This is a genomic window from uncultured Cetobacterium sp. (genome assembly GCF_945952365.1).
In the GTDB taxonomy this organism is placed as follows: Bacteria; Fusobacteriota; Fusobacteriia; order Fusobacteriales; family Fusobacteriaceae; genus Cetobacterium_A.
The window spans coordinates 1-19003 of sequence record NZ_CAMFHX010000001.1 but is presented as its reverse complement, the minus strand read 5'-3'; the positions used below and the strand labels follow the sequence as shown (position 1 = coordinate 19003).

The window sequence follows — 19003 nt, the reverse complement described above, 5'->3', positions numbered from 1 at the left end:
AACAAGTTAAAAATTTTTGTATAATATATTTTTTTTGATATAATAGTTTTTAAATACAACTATTATAAATTTTGGGAGTTAAAATGGCAAAAAGTAGATATTTAGAGATATATAATTTTATTAAAGAAAATATTGATAACGGAACTTATCCTCCTGAAGAGAAAATCCCTTCTGAAAATCAATTGAAAGATATTTTTTCAGTTAGTAGAAATACTGTTAGAAAAGCTATCGAACTTTTATCAAGCAATGGATATTTAAGCTCTGTTCATGGAAAAGGAGTTTTTGTTATAAAAAAAATTCCTGTTAATTTTTTACTAGGAGGAACTGAAAGTTTTAAAGAGGCTTCTTTAAAAAATGGACTTAATTATAAAACTACAGTTCCTGTATTTGAAAGTTTAATTGTAGATGAAGAGATTAGTAAAAAAACCCATTTTTTAATTGGTGAAGAGGTCTATCATATGATTAGAATTAGAGAGATAAATAACGAAAAAGTAATTTTAGATGATAACTATTTCTTAAAAGAAGTCGTTGATGGATTAACAGTTTCTATTGCAATGGATTCTATCTATGAATTTTTAGAGAAGACAAAAGGTTTAAAAATTAATGGAACACAAAAGATTATATCTATTGAAAGTACGACCAAAGATGATCAAAAATATTTAGATTTAAATGGAAATAGTTTAGTTGCTATTGTTAAAAATTTTGGATATTTAGAAAATGGACTTCTTTTTGAGTATACTGAATCTCATCATAGAACAGATAAATTTGTTTTTAGTAGTTTTGCTAAAAGATAAAAAATATAAATACAAAAGAGTTGACTTTTAAAACAATAGATGTTATTATCAATACAGATTAAACGATTAACACAGGAGAGTAAGTTGAGAGTAACAATAAAAGATATCGCTAAAAAATTAAATATTTCAACAGCTGCTGTCTCAAAAGCCCTAAATAATCTCTCTGGTGTAAGTGAAGATTTAAGAGAAAGAGTAAAAGAAGCAGCAAAAGAGATGGGATATACTCCAAATCTGATTGCAAAAAATTTAGTTCAAAAACGTACAAATAAAATTGCATTATTTATTTTAAGTAGAAAAATTGAAGATATGAGATTTTCTTTTTTAGATAATGAAATATTTAGGTATTTAATAAATGAATCACATAAAATAGATTATAATATTCTAGTTTTTTCAGTTGAAGATACCGATGAGAAAAAAAGTTATATAGATTTATGCTTATCAGAAAATGTTGCAGGAGCAATTATTCTTGGATTGAAATTAGATGATCCACAAATAAATGAGTTAAGAGAAAATAAAAGCTTTCCAGTTGTAGTTTTTGATACAAGTATTGGAGGAAATGTAAATTCTGTAAAAACCGACAATGAATCAGGTGTTCTTGAAGTTACATCTTTTTTAAGAGAGATGAATCACAAAAAAATTGGTGTAATAACAGGACATTTTAAAGCTCAAGTTTCAATTGAAAGATTATATACATTTACTAACTCTTTAATTGGAAACAATATAGAAGTTTATGAAGGTGACTTTTCAAAAGAGAGTGGATACAAAGGCGCAATGGAATTATATTCGAAAGGGGTTAGTGCTATATTTGCATTTAGTGACTTGATGGCTTTAGGTGCAATAGAGTATTTTAATGAAAAAAATATAGATATTCCTGATAAGGTTTCTATTATAGGATTTGACAATATACCTATAGGTGAAATAATAAAACCAGGCTTATCTACAGTGGCACATAATAAATCAGAGATTGCAAAGCAGATGTTAAAATTGATTACAGACAGTTCTTTTGGAAAAAATGTAAAGATAAAACCAGAGTTAATAAAAAGGGATTCAGTTAAAAAACTGTAATCCCTAAAAAAATAAACACTTGATTAAACGTTTAACTAAATTAAGTTTAGTTTTTATCTTGGGAGGGTAAAATGAAGTTAAAAAAAGTTTTGTTACTGTTGACCACTATTTTAATTGCTAGTTGTGGAAAAAGAGTAGAGAGCACAGAGGAAAAAGTAAATCTATCGGTTTCGGTTTGGGGGAGTTCACCAGAGGAAACAGCTTTAGTTGATAGACAAATACTAATGTTTGAAGAGAGATATCCAAACATAAAAGTGACAAAAGAGGTTGTAACCGGGGATTACAATCAGGTATTACAAACAAATATAGCAGCGAGAATTGAATCAGATGTATTTTACATTGATTCCGCAGTTGCTCCGATGTATATTGATAAAAAAGCAATTTTGCCTTTGAATGAATATTTAGATGTAGAAGATTTGAAAGATTTTAATAATAATCTTTTAGAAGGTTTTTCAGAAGATGGAAAAGTATATGGATTGCCAAAGGATTACAATCCCCTTGTATTAGCTTATAATAAAGATATGTTTGAAAAAGCAGAGATATCTTCAGTACCAAGAAATTGGGAAGAATGGTTAATAGCTTTTCAAAAATTAAAATCAGTAGGCGAAGCAGGAGAATTAGGGAAAAATTTTATGTATCCAATGTCTAGTATAACTGCAGGAGAAAGAACTGCAACATTTATACTTCAAAATGGAGGGGATGTATTTGACAATGAAAATGGAAGAGTTATTTTTAATTTAGATGTAGCTGTTGAAGGATTAAAATATTTTTATAATTTAATAAAAGATGGATATGTGAGAGAACCAAGAGCTATGGGTGAAGGTTGGAATGGAGATGCTTTTGCAAGAGAAAAAGTTGCCATGACAATAGAAGGCGGATGGATGATACCATATTTAACAACCGCAGCACCAAATTTAAATTATGGCTTAGCTAAAATTCCTATGGGAAAAGAAGAGGGAACAATGTTATTCTCAGTTGCTTATTCGATGGGAAGAAATACAAAACATCCAAAAGAAGCAGTAGAGTTTATAAAATTTATGACTGGAAAAGAAGCACAAATGTTAATGGTTGAAAGTGGTCTTGGATTACCAACAAGAAAATCACTCAATGATGAATTTATAAAGCTTCATCCAACAAAAGAAGCTATGATAGAAATGTCCCCTTTTGGAAGGGCATATAACTTTGGAAAAAAAGGCTTAAAAGTAGCTAATGAATTAGGAAAAGCAAATGAAATAATTTATATAAACTATGTTAATGGAAAATATAATATAGATATAAAAAAAATACTAGATGATTATGCTGAAAAAGCAAAGTAAAGAGAGGGAATTATGGTTGATAAAAAATTCGATAAAATTTATGGATGGTTATTCATTCTACCAGTTTTTATTTTAGCAGTTGTATTTTTTCTAATTCCTGCTGGAATGTCGTTAATACTTTCATTTAAAGAATATTCGTTATTAGATAGTCAAGGAATGTTTTCTGCTCCTTGGGTAGGTTTAAATAATTATAAAGAAGTATTTAAAGATGAGATATTTTTTAAATCTTTAAAAAATACAGTTATTTATTCGTTAGGTGTTGTTCCAACTCAACTAATTATAGCTTTAGGATTAGCAATAATTTGTAATTCTAAGATAAGAAACAAAGGACTTTTAAGAACGATATATTACATTCCAACAGTGACATCAGCAGTTGCAGTATCAATTATGTTTTTATTCTTATATAAAACAGATGGATTATTGAATAAATTTTTGGGACTTTTTGGAGTTGAACCAATTGGTTGGTTCAATAGTCCAGCGTTTGCTTTACCTTCAATGATGTCTTTAGCAGTTTGGTCATCTGTTGGAATTTACATGGTTATATTTTTAGCTGGTTTACAAGGAATATCTCCTTCTTTATATGAAGCAGCAGAGATTGATGGAGCATCAAAATTTGAACAATTTCTATATGTAACACTACCACAATTAAAACACGTACTTTTCTTTAATTTAGTTGTATCATTTATAGGAACTCTTCAAGTTTTTGATCAAGCTTACGTTATATCAGGGGGAACAGGCGGACCATTAGATTCAACATCAACAGTTGTGTTATATCTATTTAATTCTGGATTCCGTGATTTTAAAATGGGATATGCTTCTGCAATAGCCTTTGTATTATTTGGAATAATTTTTACATTAACGATGATTCAAAAGTTCTTATTTAAGGAAAGTGATTAATAATGAAAAAAACACTAGAAAAAATTTTAAAAATATCAATGGTTTCAATTGTGGTTTTTTATGGTGCAATATCGATATTTCCATTTATATGGAGTTTTATAACATCTTTAAAACCTACGACAGATGTAAATACATTTAATATACCATTTAGTCAATTATCTTTTAAAAATTATAGTTATATATTTAAAAATTTTCCATTTGTTACATGGTTATTGAATAGTATTGTAGTTGCAGGATTGGTAACAGCTGGAAATATATTATTTAACTCAATGGCGGGTTATGCTCTTGCAAGAATAGAGTTTCCAGGAAAAAAATCAATATTTGTTGCAATATTGGGTATGATGATGATACCTGGGCAAGTAGTTATGGTTCCAACGTATATAATATTGGTAAACTTAGGTTGGATAAACTCATACTATGGACTGACAATTCCATTTATGTTTAATTTTTTTAATATCTTTTTAATGAGACAATTTTTTATGGGGATTCCAAAAGATTTAGAAGAAGCTGGGTATATAGATGGTTTAAGTAGGTTTGGAATATTTTTTAAAGTGATATTACCTGTTTCAAAATCTGCTTTATCAACGCAATTTATTCTTAGTTTCACAGGAAATTGGAATAGTTTTTTATGGCCAACTTTGATTGGAAGAAAACAAAGCATGTATACATTACCTGTAGGATTGAACTCTTTCTATGGGCAGTACTTCCAATTTTGGGATCAAGTTTTAGCAGGAGTAATGTTACTATCAATACCAGCAATTTTGATTTTTATAATATTTCAAAAACATTTTATAGCTGGAATAGCAAATTCAGGTTCGAAAGAGTAATAAAAAAAATTATAAAAGGAGAGAAATCTCCTTTTTAAATAAAAAACAACTTAAACGTTTAACTAAATAGAGGAGTGATTATTTTGATGAATTACAACAAAGGTACAGAGGATTTAAAAAACTGGATTGTATCAGAGGATAGTTTTAACAGTAATAACTTAGGTAAGTGTGAAGCAATTATGTGTTTAGGAAATGGATATATGGGAGTTAGAAGTGCTACGGAGGAGAAATATTTAAAAGAGATTAGAAATCACTTTGTAAGTGGAACTTTTAATAAATTTGATGAAAATGAAGTTACTGAGTTACCAAATATACCAGATTTCACACAGCTAGATATAAATTTAAATGGTGAAAGATTGGATTTAGAAAAAGGTGAAATCAAAAATTACTCAAGGGATTTAAATTTAAAATCTGGAGTAATTATAAGAGAATTTAATTGGATATTTAAGGGTATTGAATACCATTTTATATCTAGAAGATTTGTTTCATTAAAAGATTTAAATTTAATGGCTATAGAAGTTTGTATAACACCTTTAAATGCAGAGGCTACTGTATCAATTACTTCTGGAATAAATGGGCAGGTTAGTAACAGTGGAGCACAGCATTTCCATGAAGGAGAAAAGAGGATATATAATAAAAAGTTTATTGAGATGCTCTCTAAAACTACAAATAGTAAAATTGATTTTGTTCAAATGACTACTCATAAATTATCTTTAAATGGAGATGAAATTGAAATAGATCCAGATTTGAATATGGATAGAAGAAAAGTAAATGTAATTTACAAGTTAGATGTAAAAGCTGGAGAAGAGTTTAAATTAGAGAAAATTTCAACGGTAAATACAACTCGAGATTTAGTTCATGATGGAAAAGAGTTAAAAGATATTAGAATTTATGCTTTAAATCAATTAGAAAATTTTGAAAAAGAGGGCTTTGAAACTCTTTTAGAAAAAAGTAAAACTGAATGGAATAAAAAATGGGCAGCTATGGATATAAAAATAGATTCAGAAGTTGAATTTGATCAATTAGCAATTAGATTTGCTCAATATCACTTAATAGTAATGACACCTGCTCATGACTCTAGAATGGGAGTTGGAGCAAAAGGTCTTTCTGGTGAAGGATATAAAGGTCATTCTTTCTGGGATACAGAACTATTTATCATGCCATTCTTCACTTACACTATGCCAGAGATAGCAAGATCTTTAGCTAAGTATAGATTTGAAACTCTAGGAGGAGCAAGAAGAAAAGCTAATGATAATGGTTATATGGGGGCTATGTTTCCTTGGGAATCTGCTTGGAAAGATGATGGAGAGGTTACACCTGTATGGGGAGCTGTAGATATTGTAACAGGAAAAGCTACAAAAATTTGGTCTGGGTTTATAGAGCAACATATAACTTGTGATGTGGCATATGCGCTTTGGCAATATTATATGGTAACAAAAGATGAAGAGTTTATGGAGAACTATGGATTTGAAATTCTATTTGATACAGCTATATTCTGGGCTAGTAGATTGGAGTGGAATGAGGAAAAGAAAGAGTACCATATAAATAATGTAATAGGGCCTGATGAGTATAAAGAACATGTAAATAATAACGCATTTACTAACTATATGGCTCATTGGAACTTAAATTTAGCAATAGAATATTATTCTAAAATAAAATCAGAAAAACCAGAGTTATTCAATATTTTAAATAAAAAGTTAGAGCTAGATTCTAATTTAAAAGTTTGGAAGGATAAGGTAGTTAAAATTTATTTACCTGAGCCAAGAAAAGAAGATTCTGTAATTCCTCAAGATGATACTTATTTATCAAAAGAGATTATAGATTTAACAAAATATAAAAATCAAGAGCATGTTGGATCTTTATTTAAAGATTATAGCTTAGATCAAGTAAATGAAATTCAAGTTTCAAAACAAGCAGATATGATGGTTTTATTCTATCTTTTAGAAAATAGATTTAGCACAGATGTAAAAAGAGCAAATTGGAATTACTACGAGCCAAAGACTCTACATGACTCATCATTAAGTTTATCAACTCATTGTGTTTTGGCAAGTGATATGAATGACAAAGAAATGGCGTATGATTTATTTAGAAGAGCTTCAGAAATAGATTTAGGACCTAATATGAAAACTTCAGATCATGGAATTCATGCTGCTTCTCTTGGTGGAATTTGGCAGTGTATTGTAAATGGATTCTCAGGAGTTAGAATGTTAGGTGGAGAGTTGAGAATAGATCCAAAATTACCTGAAAATTGGAATGAAGTTATATTCCCATTAAATTGGCATGGAGTTAATTTAACTATTAAAGTAGATAAAAATTTATTAACAGTAGTTAAAAATTCTGATTCAGATGAAAAGATTAAGTTTACAGTTTATGGAACAGAGTATATTTTAGATAAAAAAATTGAAATAAAATACTAATTAATAGATGAAGGGAGATTAAAATGATAAAAGGTTTTGTATTTGATTTAGATGGAGTTATAACTGATACAGCTGAGTATCACTATTTAGCATGGAAAAAATTAGCAGATGATAACAACTGGAAGTTTACAAGAGAGATAAACGAAAAATTAAGAGGAGTTTCTAGACTAGATTCATTACAAATTATTTTAGATTATAATGAAGTAGACTTATCTTTTGAAGAGAAAAATAGATTGGCTAATTTAAAAAATACAAATTATATAAATAGTTTAGGAAGCATTACACCAAAAGATTTATTACCTGGAGTAAAAGAGTTCTTAACTGAATTAAGAGATAAAGGATATAAAACTTCGATAGCTTCAGCTAGTAAAAATGCTAACTTAGTTTTAACAAGATTAGAAGCAAAAGATTTATTTGATAATATTTCAGATGGAAACTCTGTTGAAAATAGTAAACCAGCTCCAGATGTTTTTATACATGCAGCAGGGAGTATTGGATGTAGAGCTAAAGAGTGTGTTGTTTTAGAGGATGCTGCAGCGGGAGTTGAAGCTGGAAAGATAGCAGGGATGAAAGTAATAGGTCTTGGATCAATTGAAACTTTAGGTGCAGCAGATGTAGTATTTAAAGGTATGTATGAAATAGATTTAGATTTTGTAATTAAAAAATTAACGAAGTAATGAAATAGTAAAACGGGGAGATAAGAATGAAAAAGAATTCAAAAATAATATTGGGTATTTTATCTTTAATTTTAATCAAGAGCCAAGCTATAGCAGAGGTGAATTCTCCTATCAGCTTGGCAAATGAAGATTCTATTATTTTACAAAAAGAGGGTGGGGACTCAGCAGTAAAAAAATATAATGAAAATGAAATAAGATTTTTCGAGTTAGAAAATGAGCTTAAAAAGTTAAAAGATGAAAATTCGGCTTTAAGAAAAGGAAAAGATATTCCAACAGAATTAAAATTAACAGGATTTATAGGAGCTAAAATTGAGGTTGAAGAACTTTCAAAAGATATAAATGAGGGAAAAGTAAAATTTGTACTTTCTGAAGGAAGCCTAAGGCATAAAGACTATAATAACTGGTCACTGTTTTATCATGTTGCTAAAGAGCAATATTTTAAATCAAAAATGTGGGATAGAAGTGCTAGTCCACAAAATACAATTATAGAAGTTGTTCCAAGATATCAGAGAGCTTTTAATAATGAAAAAGGAATAGGGGCTTTTGAATTTATATATACATCAGAGAGTATTGATAATAGAGATGCTATAAAATTAAAACCGTCGGTATACTATAAGCTTAGTGATAAATTGTCTTTAAATTATTACACTTTAGTTGGTAGAGAATTTAAAGGTGGGTATGATGACTATGAATTTTTAGAATTAGAACCTGGCTTTGGATATAAGCTAACACATAATATAGGTTTTGGAGTTAATTATTTCTTAAAATGGGGACAAACTTCAAATGAAAAATTTTCTGAAAGAGAAAGGTTTTTTAAGCCATACATTTGGAGAAACTTTGAAAGTGTAGGTTTAGGGCTATCTCTTTGGGGAGAGATAGGACCATATAAAAATAATGATGGTGGAAGAAATAATAATACGAAATTTGGAGTCTCTGGAAATAAAACTTTAACAGAATCTTTAAAAATGATTGGAGAAGTTAGTTATAAAAGAGAGGAACAGAAAAAATCAAAGAAAGATATTGATATAACATTAGTTATGTTGGGATTACAATATAGTTTTTAAAAACTAGGAGATTGGTATGGAGAATCAGATAAATGATTTATTAAAAATTTTAGGTGATAAAAATAATATAAAAAGTTTAAATCACTGTATGACAAGATTACGTATTGAAGTTAAAGATCCTAGATTAGTTAATGATAAACAATTGAATAGTTTTACTCTTGCAAAAGGTGTTGTAGTAAATGGTAAGAATATTCAGATTATTGTTGGAGTTAAAGTTAAAACAGTTTTTATAGAGCTTTCTAATAGGTTGAATAATGAAAATAGTGACGAACAAAAATCAAAAGAAGATAATTTAAAGAAAAGAAGTAAGATGACTTTTTTTTCTGAGATGTTTTTACCTATGATTCCTTGGATTCTTTTAACAGGAATGCTTTTAATAGCTAGTAAGATTTACTATATAAAAGATATTTTTTACTTAAACCTTTTAAAGGGTATTTTAATAAAATATTTCCCTGTGCCGTTGGGATATTCACTTTTTAAATATAAAAATAGAAATCCTTTGATTGGTTTAATGTTTGGAATAATAATGGTAACTCTAAATAAAACGGAGAATTTGATATTATTAATTGCAGGATTTTTAATTTTGATGAAAATAGAGGAACTTTTAGATAAAATGATCAAGGATCCATTTAAAATTCTTTTGGTACCTGGATTATCGTTGCTTTTATCCGTTGGAATAGTTGACATTTTATTATATCCAATTTTAGATATATTTTTAAAAGAAATTCTAAAGTTTATTGATTACATTTTTATATGGAAATATTATCCAATTTTAGCTTTTCTGTTTGGTATTAGCTACGCAGTTCTAGTGAAGAAGGGATTACATCATATTTTACTGTTTGTAGATTTACAATTGATATTAGCTGCTGGTGGAACATTTTTATGGCCTATGATAGTTATTTCAAATATAGCCCAAGGTTCTGTAGCTTTAGGAATATCTTTTAAAGAGTTCCATGCAGCACTCTTGGCTTATATAGGAATAACAGAACCGGCGATGTATGAAGTAAACTTGAAAAGTAAAAATAAATTTCACGCAACTTTAATCTCTTCAGGAATAGGATGTTTTATAACTGGTATTTATAAAATAAAATCTATGGGGATAGGTCCTGGAGGATTACCTGCACTTTTTGTAGTAGATAGAAGTTTTTTAAGAGGGTTTCTTTTAGCTATATTAGTAACAATCTTAACTGGATTCTTGCTAGGCTTCATAAGTAAAAGAAGTAGTAGATAGATTAGGAAACTAGATAAGGTATTAAAAATCCCTCTATCATTAGATAGAGGGATTTTGTTATTTTATTAATTTAGATTAGAAGTTTTTCAAATCCTCTTCAACGTTACTTATAGTTCCAAGACCAAAGTTATCGATTAAAACATTAAGAACATTAGGGCTTAAAAATGCGGGGATAGTAGGTCCAACATGTACATTTTTAAATCCAAGATATAAAAGAGAAAGAAGAACTAAAACAGCTTTCTGCTCATACCAAGCTATATTGAATACAATTGGAAGTTTATTCACATCATCCAAACCAAAAGCTTCTTTTAATTTTAAAGCTATAACAGCTAAAGAGTAAGAGTCGTTACACTGCCCAGCGTCTAAAACTCTTGGTATTCCACCGATATCTCCTAAATCCAATTTATTATATCTAAATTTAGCACATCCCGCAGTTAGAATTACGGTATCTTTAGGAAGAGCAGCAGCAAACTCGGTATAATATTTTCTATCTTGCATTCGAGCATCACATCCACCCATTACATAAAACTTTCTAATAGCTCCAGATTTAACAGCTTCAATAACCTTATCAGCAAGAGCTAAAACTTGGTTGTGTGCAAATCCAGTGATAATCTCACCTTTTTCCAGCTCAACAGGAGGTTTGCAATTTTTAGCAGCCTCTATAATTTCACTGAAATCTTTTTTTCCGTGCTCATTAACTGTAATATGTTTACATCCATCCATACCAGCAGAATTTGTAGTGTAAACTCTTTCTAAATAGTTTGCAATAGAACCTCTAGGAGGAACTAAGCAGTTACTTGTAAATAGAATAGGGCCGTTGAAATCTATAAACTCTTTTGTTTGATGCCACCAAGAGCCACCGTAGTTTCCAACAAGATTGTCATATTTTTTAAAGAATGGATAAGCTATCCCAGGTAACATTTCAGAATGAGTATAAACATCTACTCCTGTTCCACGAGTTTGTTCAAGTAACATCTCTAAATCTTTCAAATCATGACCAGAGATTAAAATTCCAGGATTATTTCTTACACCAAGATTAACTTTTGTAATTTCGGGATGTCCATAAGTAGATGTATTAGCTTCATCTAAAAGAGCCATAGCATCCACTCCAACTTTTCCAACATTTAAAACCATTTGAACTAAACCATCTACACCTAAAGAGTCATCGTCAACATTGGCTAGAGTTTCCTCTATGAATCTATAGATTTTAAAGTTTTCTTTCCCAAGATTAAAAGCGTGCTCAATATATGCAGTCATTCCTTTAATTCCATAAATAATAGTTTCTCTTAAAGATCTGATATCATCATTTTCTGTTCTAAGAACACCAACTTTTTCAGCATATTCTAGAAGTGATTCGTTAGAGTTTGTGTTAGTGGGACAATTTATATATTTTGCAAATTTTTCAGGAATAGAGATATCGTGATTTGCAAGTTCAACTTGAAGAGCAGCTCGATACATCTCTCCTATTTCAATCTCTTTAATAATAGCACTATCATTAAAATTAGCATTTGTGATAGTTACAAAAAGTGCATTTACAACCCAACGGTGTAAGCTGTTACAAATAGAAGTTTTATCGTGTAGTAATTCAACATAAGCTGATACTGTTTTAGCTGTATGTATTAATAAATCTTGAAGCTTAGCAGTATCTGGAGCTTTTCCACAAACCCCTCTTATAGTACATCCTTTGTTCATTGCAGTCTCTTGGCATTGATAACAAAACATTGACATAAAAACCTCCTAGAATATATTTTTACATGAAAAAGCTGAGGTACTTATAGACCTCAGCAAATATCTATTCTTTTTCAAACTCGTCTTTTCCAACCCCACAAATAGGACAAACCCAATCTTCTGGAACATCCTCCCAATGAGTTTTAGGAGCTACACCATTATCAGGATCTCCAGTTTCAGGGTCATAAATCCAGTTACAAACATTACATCTCCACTTTTCCATAAAAAACCTCCTCAAGTTAATTAAATTCAATTGATTTTTTTTACAAAAATTAGATAGTTTTTCCTTTTAAAAATTTGTTATAATAGATTGAATATTCAGAAAAAGTGGAGGAAATTATGAAAAAAGTAGGTTTTATTGGAGCGGGGAATATGGTAAAAGCCATGATAAAGGGAATGCTAAAAAATGATGTAATGTCTTCAAGTATTTACGTGAGTGGAAGAGATATGGAAAAGTTGATAGAGTTAGGGAAATTGTTGAGTATAAATGTTTCTGAAAGCAACATAGAGTTAGTAAAAAATTGTGATATTGTATTTTTAGGAGTTAAACCAAATATATATTCAAAAGTCATTGATGAAATAAAAAATTATACAGATGAAGATAAAGTAGTAGTAAGTATTACACCGGGGTACTCTTTAAAAGAGTTAGAGGATATGTTTGGAAAAAATGTAAAAGTAGTAAGAACAATGCCAAATACTCCAGCTATGGTAGGAGAGGGAGTTACAGCTTACTGTATCGGAGAAAATATAAGTTTAATAGAGGAAAATGAAATCAAAAACATTTTGAAGTGCTTTGGTCTCGTAGAAAAAGTTGAAGAAAAAGAGATGGATGCAGTAGTAGCAACAACAGGATCATCACCAGCTTATGTATATATGTTTATTGAAGCCATGGCTGATGCAGCAGTGTTGGGTGGGATTTCAAGAGATAAAGCATATAGGTTAGCAGCACAAGCTGTTTTAGGAAGTGCCAAGATGGTTTTAGAAACAGAAATGCATCCAGGGGCTTTAAAAGATATGGTATGTTCACCCGGAGGAACGACAATAGAAGCAGTTACAACTTTAGAGGAAAATGGATTTAGAAACGCCATAATTAAAGCCATGAGAAATTGTATGGAAAAATCAAAGAAAATGAATTCGTAAAGTAAATAAAAAGTAGAGGGCACCATCACGAATCCCTCTACTTCATAAAACATATAAATCTTTTAAAAATTGAATCTTTTCACGTTTAAATAACCTTAAAACTTGTAAAACACTTCTTTAAAACTTAAAAACACTTTACTAACTTTAAATCTATTTCTCACATAATAGTTAGATTTACAATTTCACGATTTGTTTTTATTTTTTTTTCATCACGAAAACATTATACATTTTACTATAAATTATTATACTTTTTATAATTATATAACTTTTGAACATCTTTGAAACTGTGTGATGGCTTTTTTAAAACTTTAAACAGTTGAAACTTGAAACCCTTTAAATACTTTTTAAATCTCTTCTAACTATTATTATAATTTTTAGACGGTTTTTGTATGGAAAAAAGTTTGAAAATTTAATTATTTTATTTTTATTTTGTATTACTCTTTTTTATATGCTATATTTTATTGTTATATTAATAAAAAATAAAGGAATGTGATATATGAAAAAATTTCCAAAATATATGTATATAGTGAATTATCCAACAGCTGAAGAGGAGCTTTGTCATTTAGAGATGAAAGTAGTTTTTGGAAAAGAACTGGAAGAGAAGATGCTATTTTCAGATATAGAGTTCAATCCATCAAATAGTCCATTTATAAAAACTCGTTTAGAGATTATCTATGAAAAAGATAGTGTTGAAGAGATTTTAGAAGAGATTATAAAAGATAAAACTGTTTATAATAATTTTAAATTAGAGTATGTAAGATTAAATAATGAAAATAATATCTCTTACGATGAGAGATTAGCTATAATAAAAAATATATCTAATAATATTCAAGGGTGTCATAATTTTAAAAATCCAGAGTTTAGCTTTGGAATAACCAAAGTCGAGGATAAATGGTTATTTGGAATTGATAATAAAAATGATTATAAGTGGCACTCACATGATAATAAACCTTGTTCATATTCAAATTCCTTAGGAGTTAAAGTAGCTAAGGCTGTTGTAAACATAGCAAATGGTGGTTCTAAAGATAAAACAATTATCGATCCATGCTGTGGAGTTGGAACAACTTTAGTTGAAGCTTTAGATGCAGGTTATTTAATAGAAGGCTATGAAATAAATAAGCAAATTGCAAAGAATGCAAATATAAATTTAGAGTTTTATGGTTTTAATCCAATTGTTGTAAATGATGATATGCATAATATTAAGAAAAGTTATGACAGCTCTATAGTTGATATACCATATGGACTTTTTAGTCATATATCTGTAGGTGAACAGAGAAAAATAATAGAAACAGCGAGAAGAATTTCACGTAGAATAGTTTTAATATCTTTTGAAAATCATGATTTAATTCTCGAGCAAAGTGGATTTAAAATACAACACAGATGTATAGTGCCAAAGGGTAAGTTTAAAAGATTTATAGTTGTTGCAGAGTAGAAAGTAAACTAATGTTAAAATAATGTAAAAAAACTTGTTGACTTTTTTTATAAGTTGTGGTAATATATTTATGTAGCGCAGAGGAAGTTGAAAAACAACCTTAACTATGAAGCCTGGGTGGCGGAATAGGTAGACGCACGGGACTTAAAATCCCGAGCTATCTGATAGCGTGCCGGTTCGATTCCGGCCCCAGGCACCACTTAAACTTACAAATATCGCGGGGTAGAGCAGTTGGCAGCTCGTCGGGCTCATAACCCGAAGGTCGTTGGTTCGAATCCAGCCCCCGCCACCAAAACACACAGATGCGTCATTAGCTCAGATGGTAGAGCACACGACTTTTAATCGTGTTGTCACTGGTTCGAGCCCAGTATGACGCACCAATAGAAAATTTTAAGATGTAGAGATACATCTTTTTTTTTACTTAAAAATATAATAAAAAATAACTTCTACAAATGATGTAAAAGTTATTAAGAAGTTTAATAGATTTTAATATTAAAGTTTTTAGAGATTTTCTTTAAAAAATCATGATCAGGATTACTAGCAATTATTGTATCAACAGAGTCTAAATTACAAACTTTGTAAAACTTTGTAGAATTAAACTTCTCCTCTGTAATCATAAAGATATTTTCAGAACAATGTTTTAAAACTTCTGCTGTCACATGTGCTTCATCACAGTTGTGAGATGTGATACCTTTTTCAAGAGATACACCATCTAAAGTTAAAAAAGCTTTATTGAAGAAGTAATCTCCAATTGATAGTGCAACTTTTGTTCCAGAAGTTGAAAGAAGGTTAAATTTTACTTCTCCTCCCATAAAGAAAATTCTATGAGTATTTTCTGTGTTACTGAAAATTTTAGTAAACTCAATAAGAGCTGCTAAGGAAACAGTTACAATTTTTAGATTTTTTTTAGTTTTTAAATGAGGAATAAGTTTTGTAACAGTAGTTCCAGCATCTAAAAAGATACAATCACCATCTTGGATAAGATCAGCAGCTTTTTTTCCAAGCAGATCTTTCTCAGTGGAGAAAAGCTCCTCTCTTATAGAGTAACTTTCGTCTACAGAGGAGCTTTTGATAGCTCCCCCATAAACTTTTTGTATATCCATATTTTCAGCTACAATATCCTCTAAATCTTTTCGAATAGTTTCCATAGTAACACTGTATTTTTCTGATAACTCTTTTACATAAACGATATTCTTTTGATTTAACTCCTCTAAAATATGTTGTCTACGTTGATTCATCAGCATAAGCTTATCTCCAGAACATAGATTTTTTGATAGAGTCAATTAAAGTTTCAATATCTGTTGAGTAAACCTCTCCAATATTTCCAATTCTAAAGCTTTCCTCTTTAGTTAATTTCCCAGGATAGATAACAAATCCGTGTTCTTTTAGCTTTGAATAGAAAGTTTCAAACTTATACTCAGGATGATTAGGAGCATAGAATGTAGTTATAATAGGTGACTGTTGCTCTAAAGATATAATAGCATCAAATCCTAAATTAGCCATTCCTTTAACAAGTTTATCTTGGTTCTCTTTATATCTTGCCTCTCTAGCTTTTACTCCTCCTTCTGCTTCTAACTCTAATAGAGCTTGATAGAATGCTCTAACAACGTGAGTTGGTGAAGTGAATCTCCATTTCCCATTTCCACTTTCCATAACTTTCCATTGGTCAAAGATATCTAAAGAGTGAGAACGAGCTTTTCCTTCACACTTTAATAGTTCAGATTTCTTAGCTACGATAAATCCAAATCCAGGAACTCCTTGAATACATTTATTAGCTGAACTGATTAGGAAATCAATTTTGTGCTCAGGTACGTTAAAGTGAATTCCACCGAAACTTGACATAGCATCTACGATAAAAGTTTTATTGTATTTTTTTACAATCTCTCCAATCACTTTAATTGGATTTAAGATTCCTGATGTAGTTTCACAGTGAACAACAGCAACGTGAGTAATCTCTGAATCCTCTTTTAAAATAGCCTCTAAGTGTGCTAAATCATAAGTTTCAGTTTGCTCAATTTTATAGATAGTATTTTTAACTCTAGCTACATCACAGATAGTTTTCATTCTGTCTCCATAAGCACCGTTAGAAAGAATTAAAATCTTTTCATTATCTCCAACAGTTGAAGTTAAAACAGCCTCAACAGAGAAAGTTCCACTTCCTTGCATAGGAATCATAGTGTAGTCATCTCCAGCTTCAGCTACATCTAAAACTCTTTTTCTCATATCTTGAACTAAAGAGTTGTATTCGTTATCCCAAGTGCACCAGTCTTTAAGCATAGCTGATCTAACTCCAGAAGATGTCGTTAAAGGTCCTGGTGTTAAAAGGATGTATGGTCTATCTGTTAAATTGTTGTTATTCATTGTTATTTCCTCCAAAAAGTTTTGTATTTTCAATTTTTATGCTCTCTTCAAGAATCTCTAGAGCTTTTTTCAATTCAGGTTTTTCTATAATAAGTGGTGGTGATAGAGTTAAAATTCCACCAGAAACTTTAAAGCTAAGCCCAGAGTGAAGGCAACTATAAAGAATCCTATCCGCTTCAGAGTCAGCTTTTTCTTTAGTACTTCTATCTCTAACAAGCTCTACTGCAAATAGCAATCCAATTGCTCTCACATCACCAATAATCTTATATCTATCTTTTAGTGTATTCAATCTCTCTAAAAGGAATTTCTCCATCTCAGATGTTTTTTCTAAAATCTTATTACTATCAATAAAATCAATTGCTGCATTAGCAGCAGCACATCCAACTGATGATTTCTCATGAGTGTAGTGTCCTAAAGATGTGTATTGTCCAATGTTGAATTCATCTTTTGTCAAAAGAGCTGAGATTGGAAATATCCCTCCTCCAAGGCCTTTTCCAATAACAACCATATCAGGCTCGATATCGTAGTGCTCAAAAGCAAAGAACTTTCCTGTTCTTCCCATAGCTATAGCAGTTTCATCTAAAACTAAAAGAGTGTTGTGCTTAGAACAGATATCTCTTATTCCTCTCATAAGTTTGTATGAAGGAATCTCTACCTCTGTATTTCTGATTGTTTCCATAAAAAATGCTGCTATATCTCCATGCTTTTCTAAAGTGTAATCTAAGATGTTTAAAAAAGTATCTTCATCAAACATGGGTCTGTAAGAGTTGTATGGAACTAGATGCTCACATCCAGCTAAAAGTCCACCGATACCATTTCTAAAATGTGCTGTTCCACCCAAAGAGATTGCATCAATAGATGCTCCGTGAAAAGAATCCCAGAAAGAAAGGAACCCATCTTTTTTAGTTACAAGTCTTGCTAGTTTCATAGCCATTCCGATAGAAGATGTTGCACCTGGCGAGAACAGAACTTTATTTAAAACACCATTTGTTTTATCAGCAAGCTTTTGAGCCAAGGTTATAGCTGAGTTATTCGTATATCTTCTTGGCGAGAATGGAAGAGTTTCCATCTCATCGATGATAGCCTTTTTGACATCTTCATTTCCAAATCCAACTTGGTGGACATTATTTCCATGAAAATCCATATATATTTTTCCAGAGATATCCTCTAAGTATATCCCTTTTGATTTTTTTAAAACATTTAAGCATGGTGTTGAAAGAGATTGATGAAGAAAAATCTCTTCATCATCTCTAAGAACATTGTTAGTTTCAAAATCTATATTTTTTTCTTGCCACTTTTTACGGTTCTGAGAGGTATTGATATCTCCTTCAGATGTAATTTTGTTCATTAGATAACCTCTTCAGCATTCATTCTAGCATTTATAACATCAATTATATGTGGTAAATCTCCAACTTCTTCAACGATATAGTCAGCTCCAGCTGCATATAATCTTTTTGCAGCAGCATCCATTAATTTTTTTAGTTCAGTGCTATCCATAGATTCTACTTCTTGTTTAGAAAGACCTAACTCACTTCCACCTTTTAAGATTCCAACAGCCCAAACCCCAGCGTTTTTTCCCTCTTTCATATCAACAGTAGTATCTCCAATTTTTATAACAGAGTTTCTATTTGGAATAGCTAAAGTTATCATGTTTTGGAAAATCATATATGGGTATGGTCTTCCTGCAGGAACTTCAGTTGATGTGATTCTAAAGTCAGGACAGTAACCAAACTCTTTTGCTTTTGGAGCAACGATATCTAACATCTCCTTTGTATATCCTGTAGTACTTCCAATTTTGATTTTTCTAGCTCTTAATTCAGCTTGAAGTTCTAACATTCCAGGAACTGGTTCACCAAAGTTTTCTAGTGAAGCGAATAGAACCTCTTCAAATCTTTCATATAAAGAGTTGATATCATCCATTGTGTATTCTCTATTAAATTTCTCTAACCATAAAGCATGTATTCTCTCCATTTTTAATAGTGCTTTAATATGATCTATCTTTAACATTCCCATAGGTTTTCTAGCTTCTTCGTAAGTGATTTCGATTCCATTTT

The 19003-nt window shown here is 30.2% G+C and carries 17 protein-coding genes and 3 tRNA genes; 14 read left to right on the top strand and 6 right to left on the bottom strand.

Annotated features, from left to right (window positions below; translation table 11 throughout):
• Nucleotides 1-83 precede the first annotated feature (83 nt).
• The 9 genes from treR to Q0O83_RS00060 all read left to right on the top strand — a co-directional run bounded on the left by treR (nt 84) and on the right by Q0O83_RS00060 (nt 10288).
• Nucleotides 84-794, top strand: coding sequence for a trehalose operon repressor (treR, locus tag Q0O83_RS00100; protein ID WP_294092854.1), 711 nt, complete (start codon nt 84-86; stop codon nt 792-794).
• Nucleotides 795-878: 84 nt separating this feature from the next.
• Nucleotides 879-1859: a LacI family DNA-binding transcriptional regulator gene (locus tag Q0O83_RS00095; protein ID WP_294092851.1), complete on the top strand. Its 981-nt coding sequence runs from the start codon at nt 879-881 to the stop codon at nt 1857-1859.
• Nucleotides 1860-1930: 71 nt separating this feature from the next.
• Complete coding sequence (locus Q0O83_RS00090) at nt 1931-3175, top strand: ABC transporter substrate-binding protein (RefSeq protein ID WP_294092848.1); 1245 nt, start codon at nt 1931-1933, stop codon at nt 3173-3175.
• Nucleotides 3176-3187: 12 nt separating this feature from the next.
• Nucleotides 3188-4072: a sugar ABC transporter permease gene (locus Q0O83_RS00085; protein WP_294092846.1), complete on the top strand. Its 885-nt coding sequence runs from the start codon at nt 3188-3190 to the stop codon at nt 4070-4072.
• A 2-nt stretch (nt 4073-4074) separates the two neighbouring features.
• Entirely contained in the window at nt 4075-4899 is an 825-nt protein-coding gene (locus Q0O83_RS00080) for a carbohydrate ABC transporter permease (RefSeq protein ID WP_294092843.1), read from the top strand.
• An 86-nt stretch (nt 4900-4985) separates the two neighbouring features.
• A complete protein-coding gene (locus Q0O83_RS00075) occupies nt 4986-7316 on the top strand; it encodes a glycosyl hydrolase family 65 protein (protein WP_294092840.1) in 2331 nt (776 codons plus the stop codon).
• 23 nt (nt 7317-7339) lie between these two features.
• The gene (gene pgmB / locus Q0O83_RS00070; protein WP_294092837.1) at nt 7340-7993 is read left to right on the top strand and encodes a beta-phosphoglucomutase; all 654 of its coding nucleotides are present in this window, start codon (nt 7340-7342) and stop codon (nt 7991-7993) included.
• A 26-nt stretch (nt 7994-8019) separates the two neighbouring features.
• Entirely contained in the window at nt 8020-9057 is a 1038-nt protein-coding gene (locus Q0O83_RS00065; protein ID WP_294092834.1) for an OmpG porin family protein, read from the top strand.
• A gap of 16 nt (nt 9058-9073) precedes the next feature.
• Nucleotides 9074-10288 (top strand): PTS transporter subunit EIIB, encoded by a 1215-nt coding sequence (locus Q0O83_RS00060; protein ID WP_294092831.1) that lies wholly within the window; start codon nt 9074-9076, stop codon nt 10286-10288.
• 75 nt (nt 10289-10363) lie between these two features.
• On the opposite strand, the gene hcp is transcribed toward Q0O83_RS00060, so the two are convergent.
• Nucleotides 10364-12016 (bottom strand): hydroxylamine reductase, encoded by a 1653-nt coding sequence (gene hcp / locus Q0O83_RS00055; protein WP_294092828.1) that lies wholly within the window; start codon nt 12014-12016, stop codon nt 10364-10366.
• 64 nt (nt 12017-12080) lie between these two features.
• Nucleotides 12081-12239 carry a rubredoxin gene (gene rd / locus Q0O83_RS00050; protein ID WP_294092826.1) on the bottom strand — a complete coding sequence of 53 codons (159 nt, stop codon included), beginning with the start codon at nt 12237-12239 and terminating at the stop codon, nt 12081-12083.
• A gap of 116 nt (nt 12240-12355) precedes the next feature.
• On the opposite strand from rd, the gene proC reads away from it, so the two are divergent.
• The 5 genes from proC (at nt 12356) to Q0O83_RS00025 (ending at nt 14968) form a co-directional block, all read left to right on the top strand.
• Entirely contained in the window at nt 12356-13156 is an 801-nt protein-coding gene (gene proC, locus Q0O83_RS00045; protein WP_294092823.1) for a pyrroline-5-carboxylate reductase, read from the top strand.
• 496 nt (nt 13157-13652) lie between these two features.
• Nucleotides 13653-14588 carry an SAM-dependent methyltransferase gene (locus Q0O83_RS00040; protein ID WP_294092821.1) on the top strand — a complete coding sequence of 312 codons (936 nt, stop codon included), beginning with the start codon at nt 13653-13655 and terminating at the stop codon, nt 14586-14588.
• A 111-nt stretch (nt 14589-14699) separates the two neighbouring features.
• A tRNA-Leu gene (locus Q0O83_RS00035) sits at nt 14700-14787 on the top strand.
• Nucleotides 14788-14804: 17 nt separating this feature from the next.
• A tRNA-Met gene (locus Q0O83_RS00030) sits at nt 14805-14880 on the top strand.
• 12 nt (nt 14881-14892) lie between these two features.
• Nucleotides 14893-14968 (top strand) — tRNA-Lys (locus tag Q0O83_RS00025).
• A gap of 96 nt (nt 14969-15064) precedes the next feature.
• On the opposite strand, the gene Q0O83_RS00020 is transcribed toward Q0O83_RS00025, so the two are convergent.
• The 4 genes from Q0O83_RS00020 to phnX form a co-directional block, all read right to left on the bottom strand.
• Entirely contained in the window at nt 15065-15871 is an 807-nt protein-coding gene (locus tag Q0O83_RS00020) for a DeoR/GlpR family DNA-binding transcription regulator (protein WP_294092817.1), read from the bottom strand.
• Nucleotides 15837-16949 carry a 2-aminoethylphosphonate--pyruvate transaminase gene (locus tag Q0O83_RS00015; RefSeq protein WP_294092816.1) on the bottom strand — a complete coding sequence of 371 codons (1113 nt, stop codon included), beginning with the start codon at nt 16947-16949 and terminating at the stop codon, nt 15837-15839. Before Q0O83_RS00015 ends, Q0O83_RS00020 begins: the two co-directional genes overlap by 35 nt.
• The gene (locus tag Q0O83_RS00010; RefSeq protein ID WP_294092815.1) at nt 16942-18297 is read right to left on the bottom strand and encodes an aspartate aminotransferase family protein; all 1356 of its coding nucleotides are present in this window, start codon (nt 18295-18297) and stop codon (nt 16942-16944) included. The genes Q0O83_RS00015 and Q0O83_RS00010 overlap by 8 nt, the downstream gene beginning before the upstream one ends.
• Nucleotides 18297-19003 (bottom strand): phosphonoacetaldehyde hydrolase (phnX, locus tag Q0O83_RS00005; protein ID WP_294092813.1); only part of this gene is annotated, 707 nt, incomplete at its 5' end. The genes phnX and Q0O83_RS00010, both read right to left, overlap by 1 nt.

Bases quoted from the DNA above. Each gene is read 5' to 3' on its own strand.
- Q0O83_RS00065 (WP_294092834.1), top strand. From the start codon at position 8,020: ATGAAAAAGAATTCAAAAATAATATTGGGTATTTTATCTTTAATTTTA.
- Q0O83_RS00060 (WP_294092831.1), top strand. From the start codon at position 9,074: ATGGAGAATCAGATAAATGATTTATTAAAAATTTTAGGTGATAAAAAT.
- Q0O83_RS00075 (WP_294092840.1), top strand. From the start codon at position 4,986: ATGAATTACAACAAAGGTACAGAGGATTTAAAAAACTGGATTGTATCA.
- Q0O83_RS00010 (WP_294092815.1), bottom strand. From the start codon at position 18,297: ATGAACAAAATTACATCTGAAGGAGATATCAATACCTCTCAGAACCGT.
- treR (WP_294092854.1), top strand. From the start codon at position 84: ATGGCAAAAAGTAGATATTTAGAGATATATAATTTTATTAAAGAAAAT.
- Q0O83_RS00080 (WP_294092843.1), top strand. From the start codon at position 4,075: ATGAAAAAAACACTAGAAAAAATTTTAAAAATATCAATGGTTTCAATT.
- Q0O83_RS00090 (WP_294092848.1), top strand. From the start codon at position 1,931: ATGAAGTTAAAAAAAGTTTTGTTACTGTTGACCACTATTTTAATTGCT.
- Q0O83_RS00015 (WP_294092816.1), bottom strand. From the start codon at position 16,949: ATGAATAACAACAATTTAACAGATAGACCATACATCCTTTTAACACCA.
- pgmB (WP_294092837.1), top strand. From the start codon at position 7,340: ATGATAAAAGGTTTTGTATTTGATTTAGATGGAGTTATAACTGATACA.
- Q0O83_RS00040 (WP_294092821.1), top strand. From the start codon at position 13,653: ATGAAAAAATTTCCAAAATATATGTATATAGTGAATTATCCAACAGCT.
- proC (WP_294092823.1), top strand. From the start codon at position 12,356: ATGAAAAAAGTAGGTTTTATTGGAGCGGGGAATATGGTAAAAGCCATG.
- Q0O83_RS00085 (WP_294092846.1), top strand. From the start codon at position 3,188: ATGGTTGATAAAAAATTCGATAAAATTTATGGATGGTTATTCATTCTA.
- hcp (WP_294092828.1), bottom strand. From the start codon at position 12,016: ATGTCAATGTTTTGTTATCAATGCCAAGAGACTGCAATGAACAAAGGA.
- rd (WP_294092826.1), bottom strand. From the start codon at position 12,239: ATGGAAAAGTGGAGATGTAATGTTTGTAACTGGATTTATGACCCTGAA.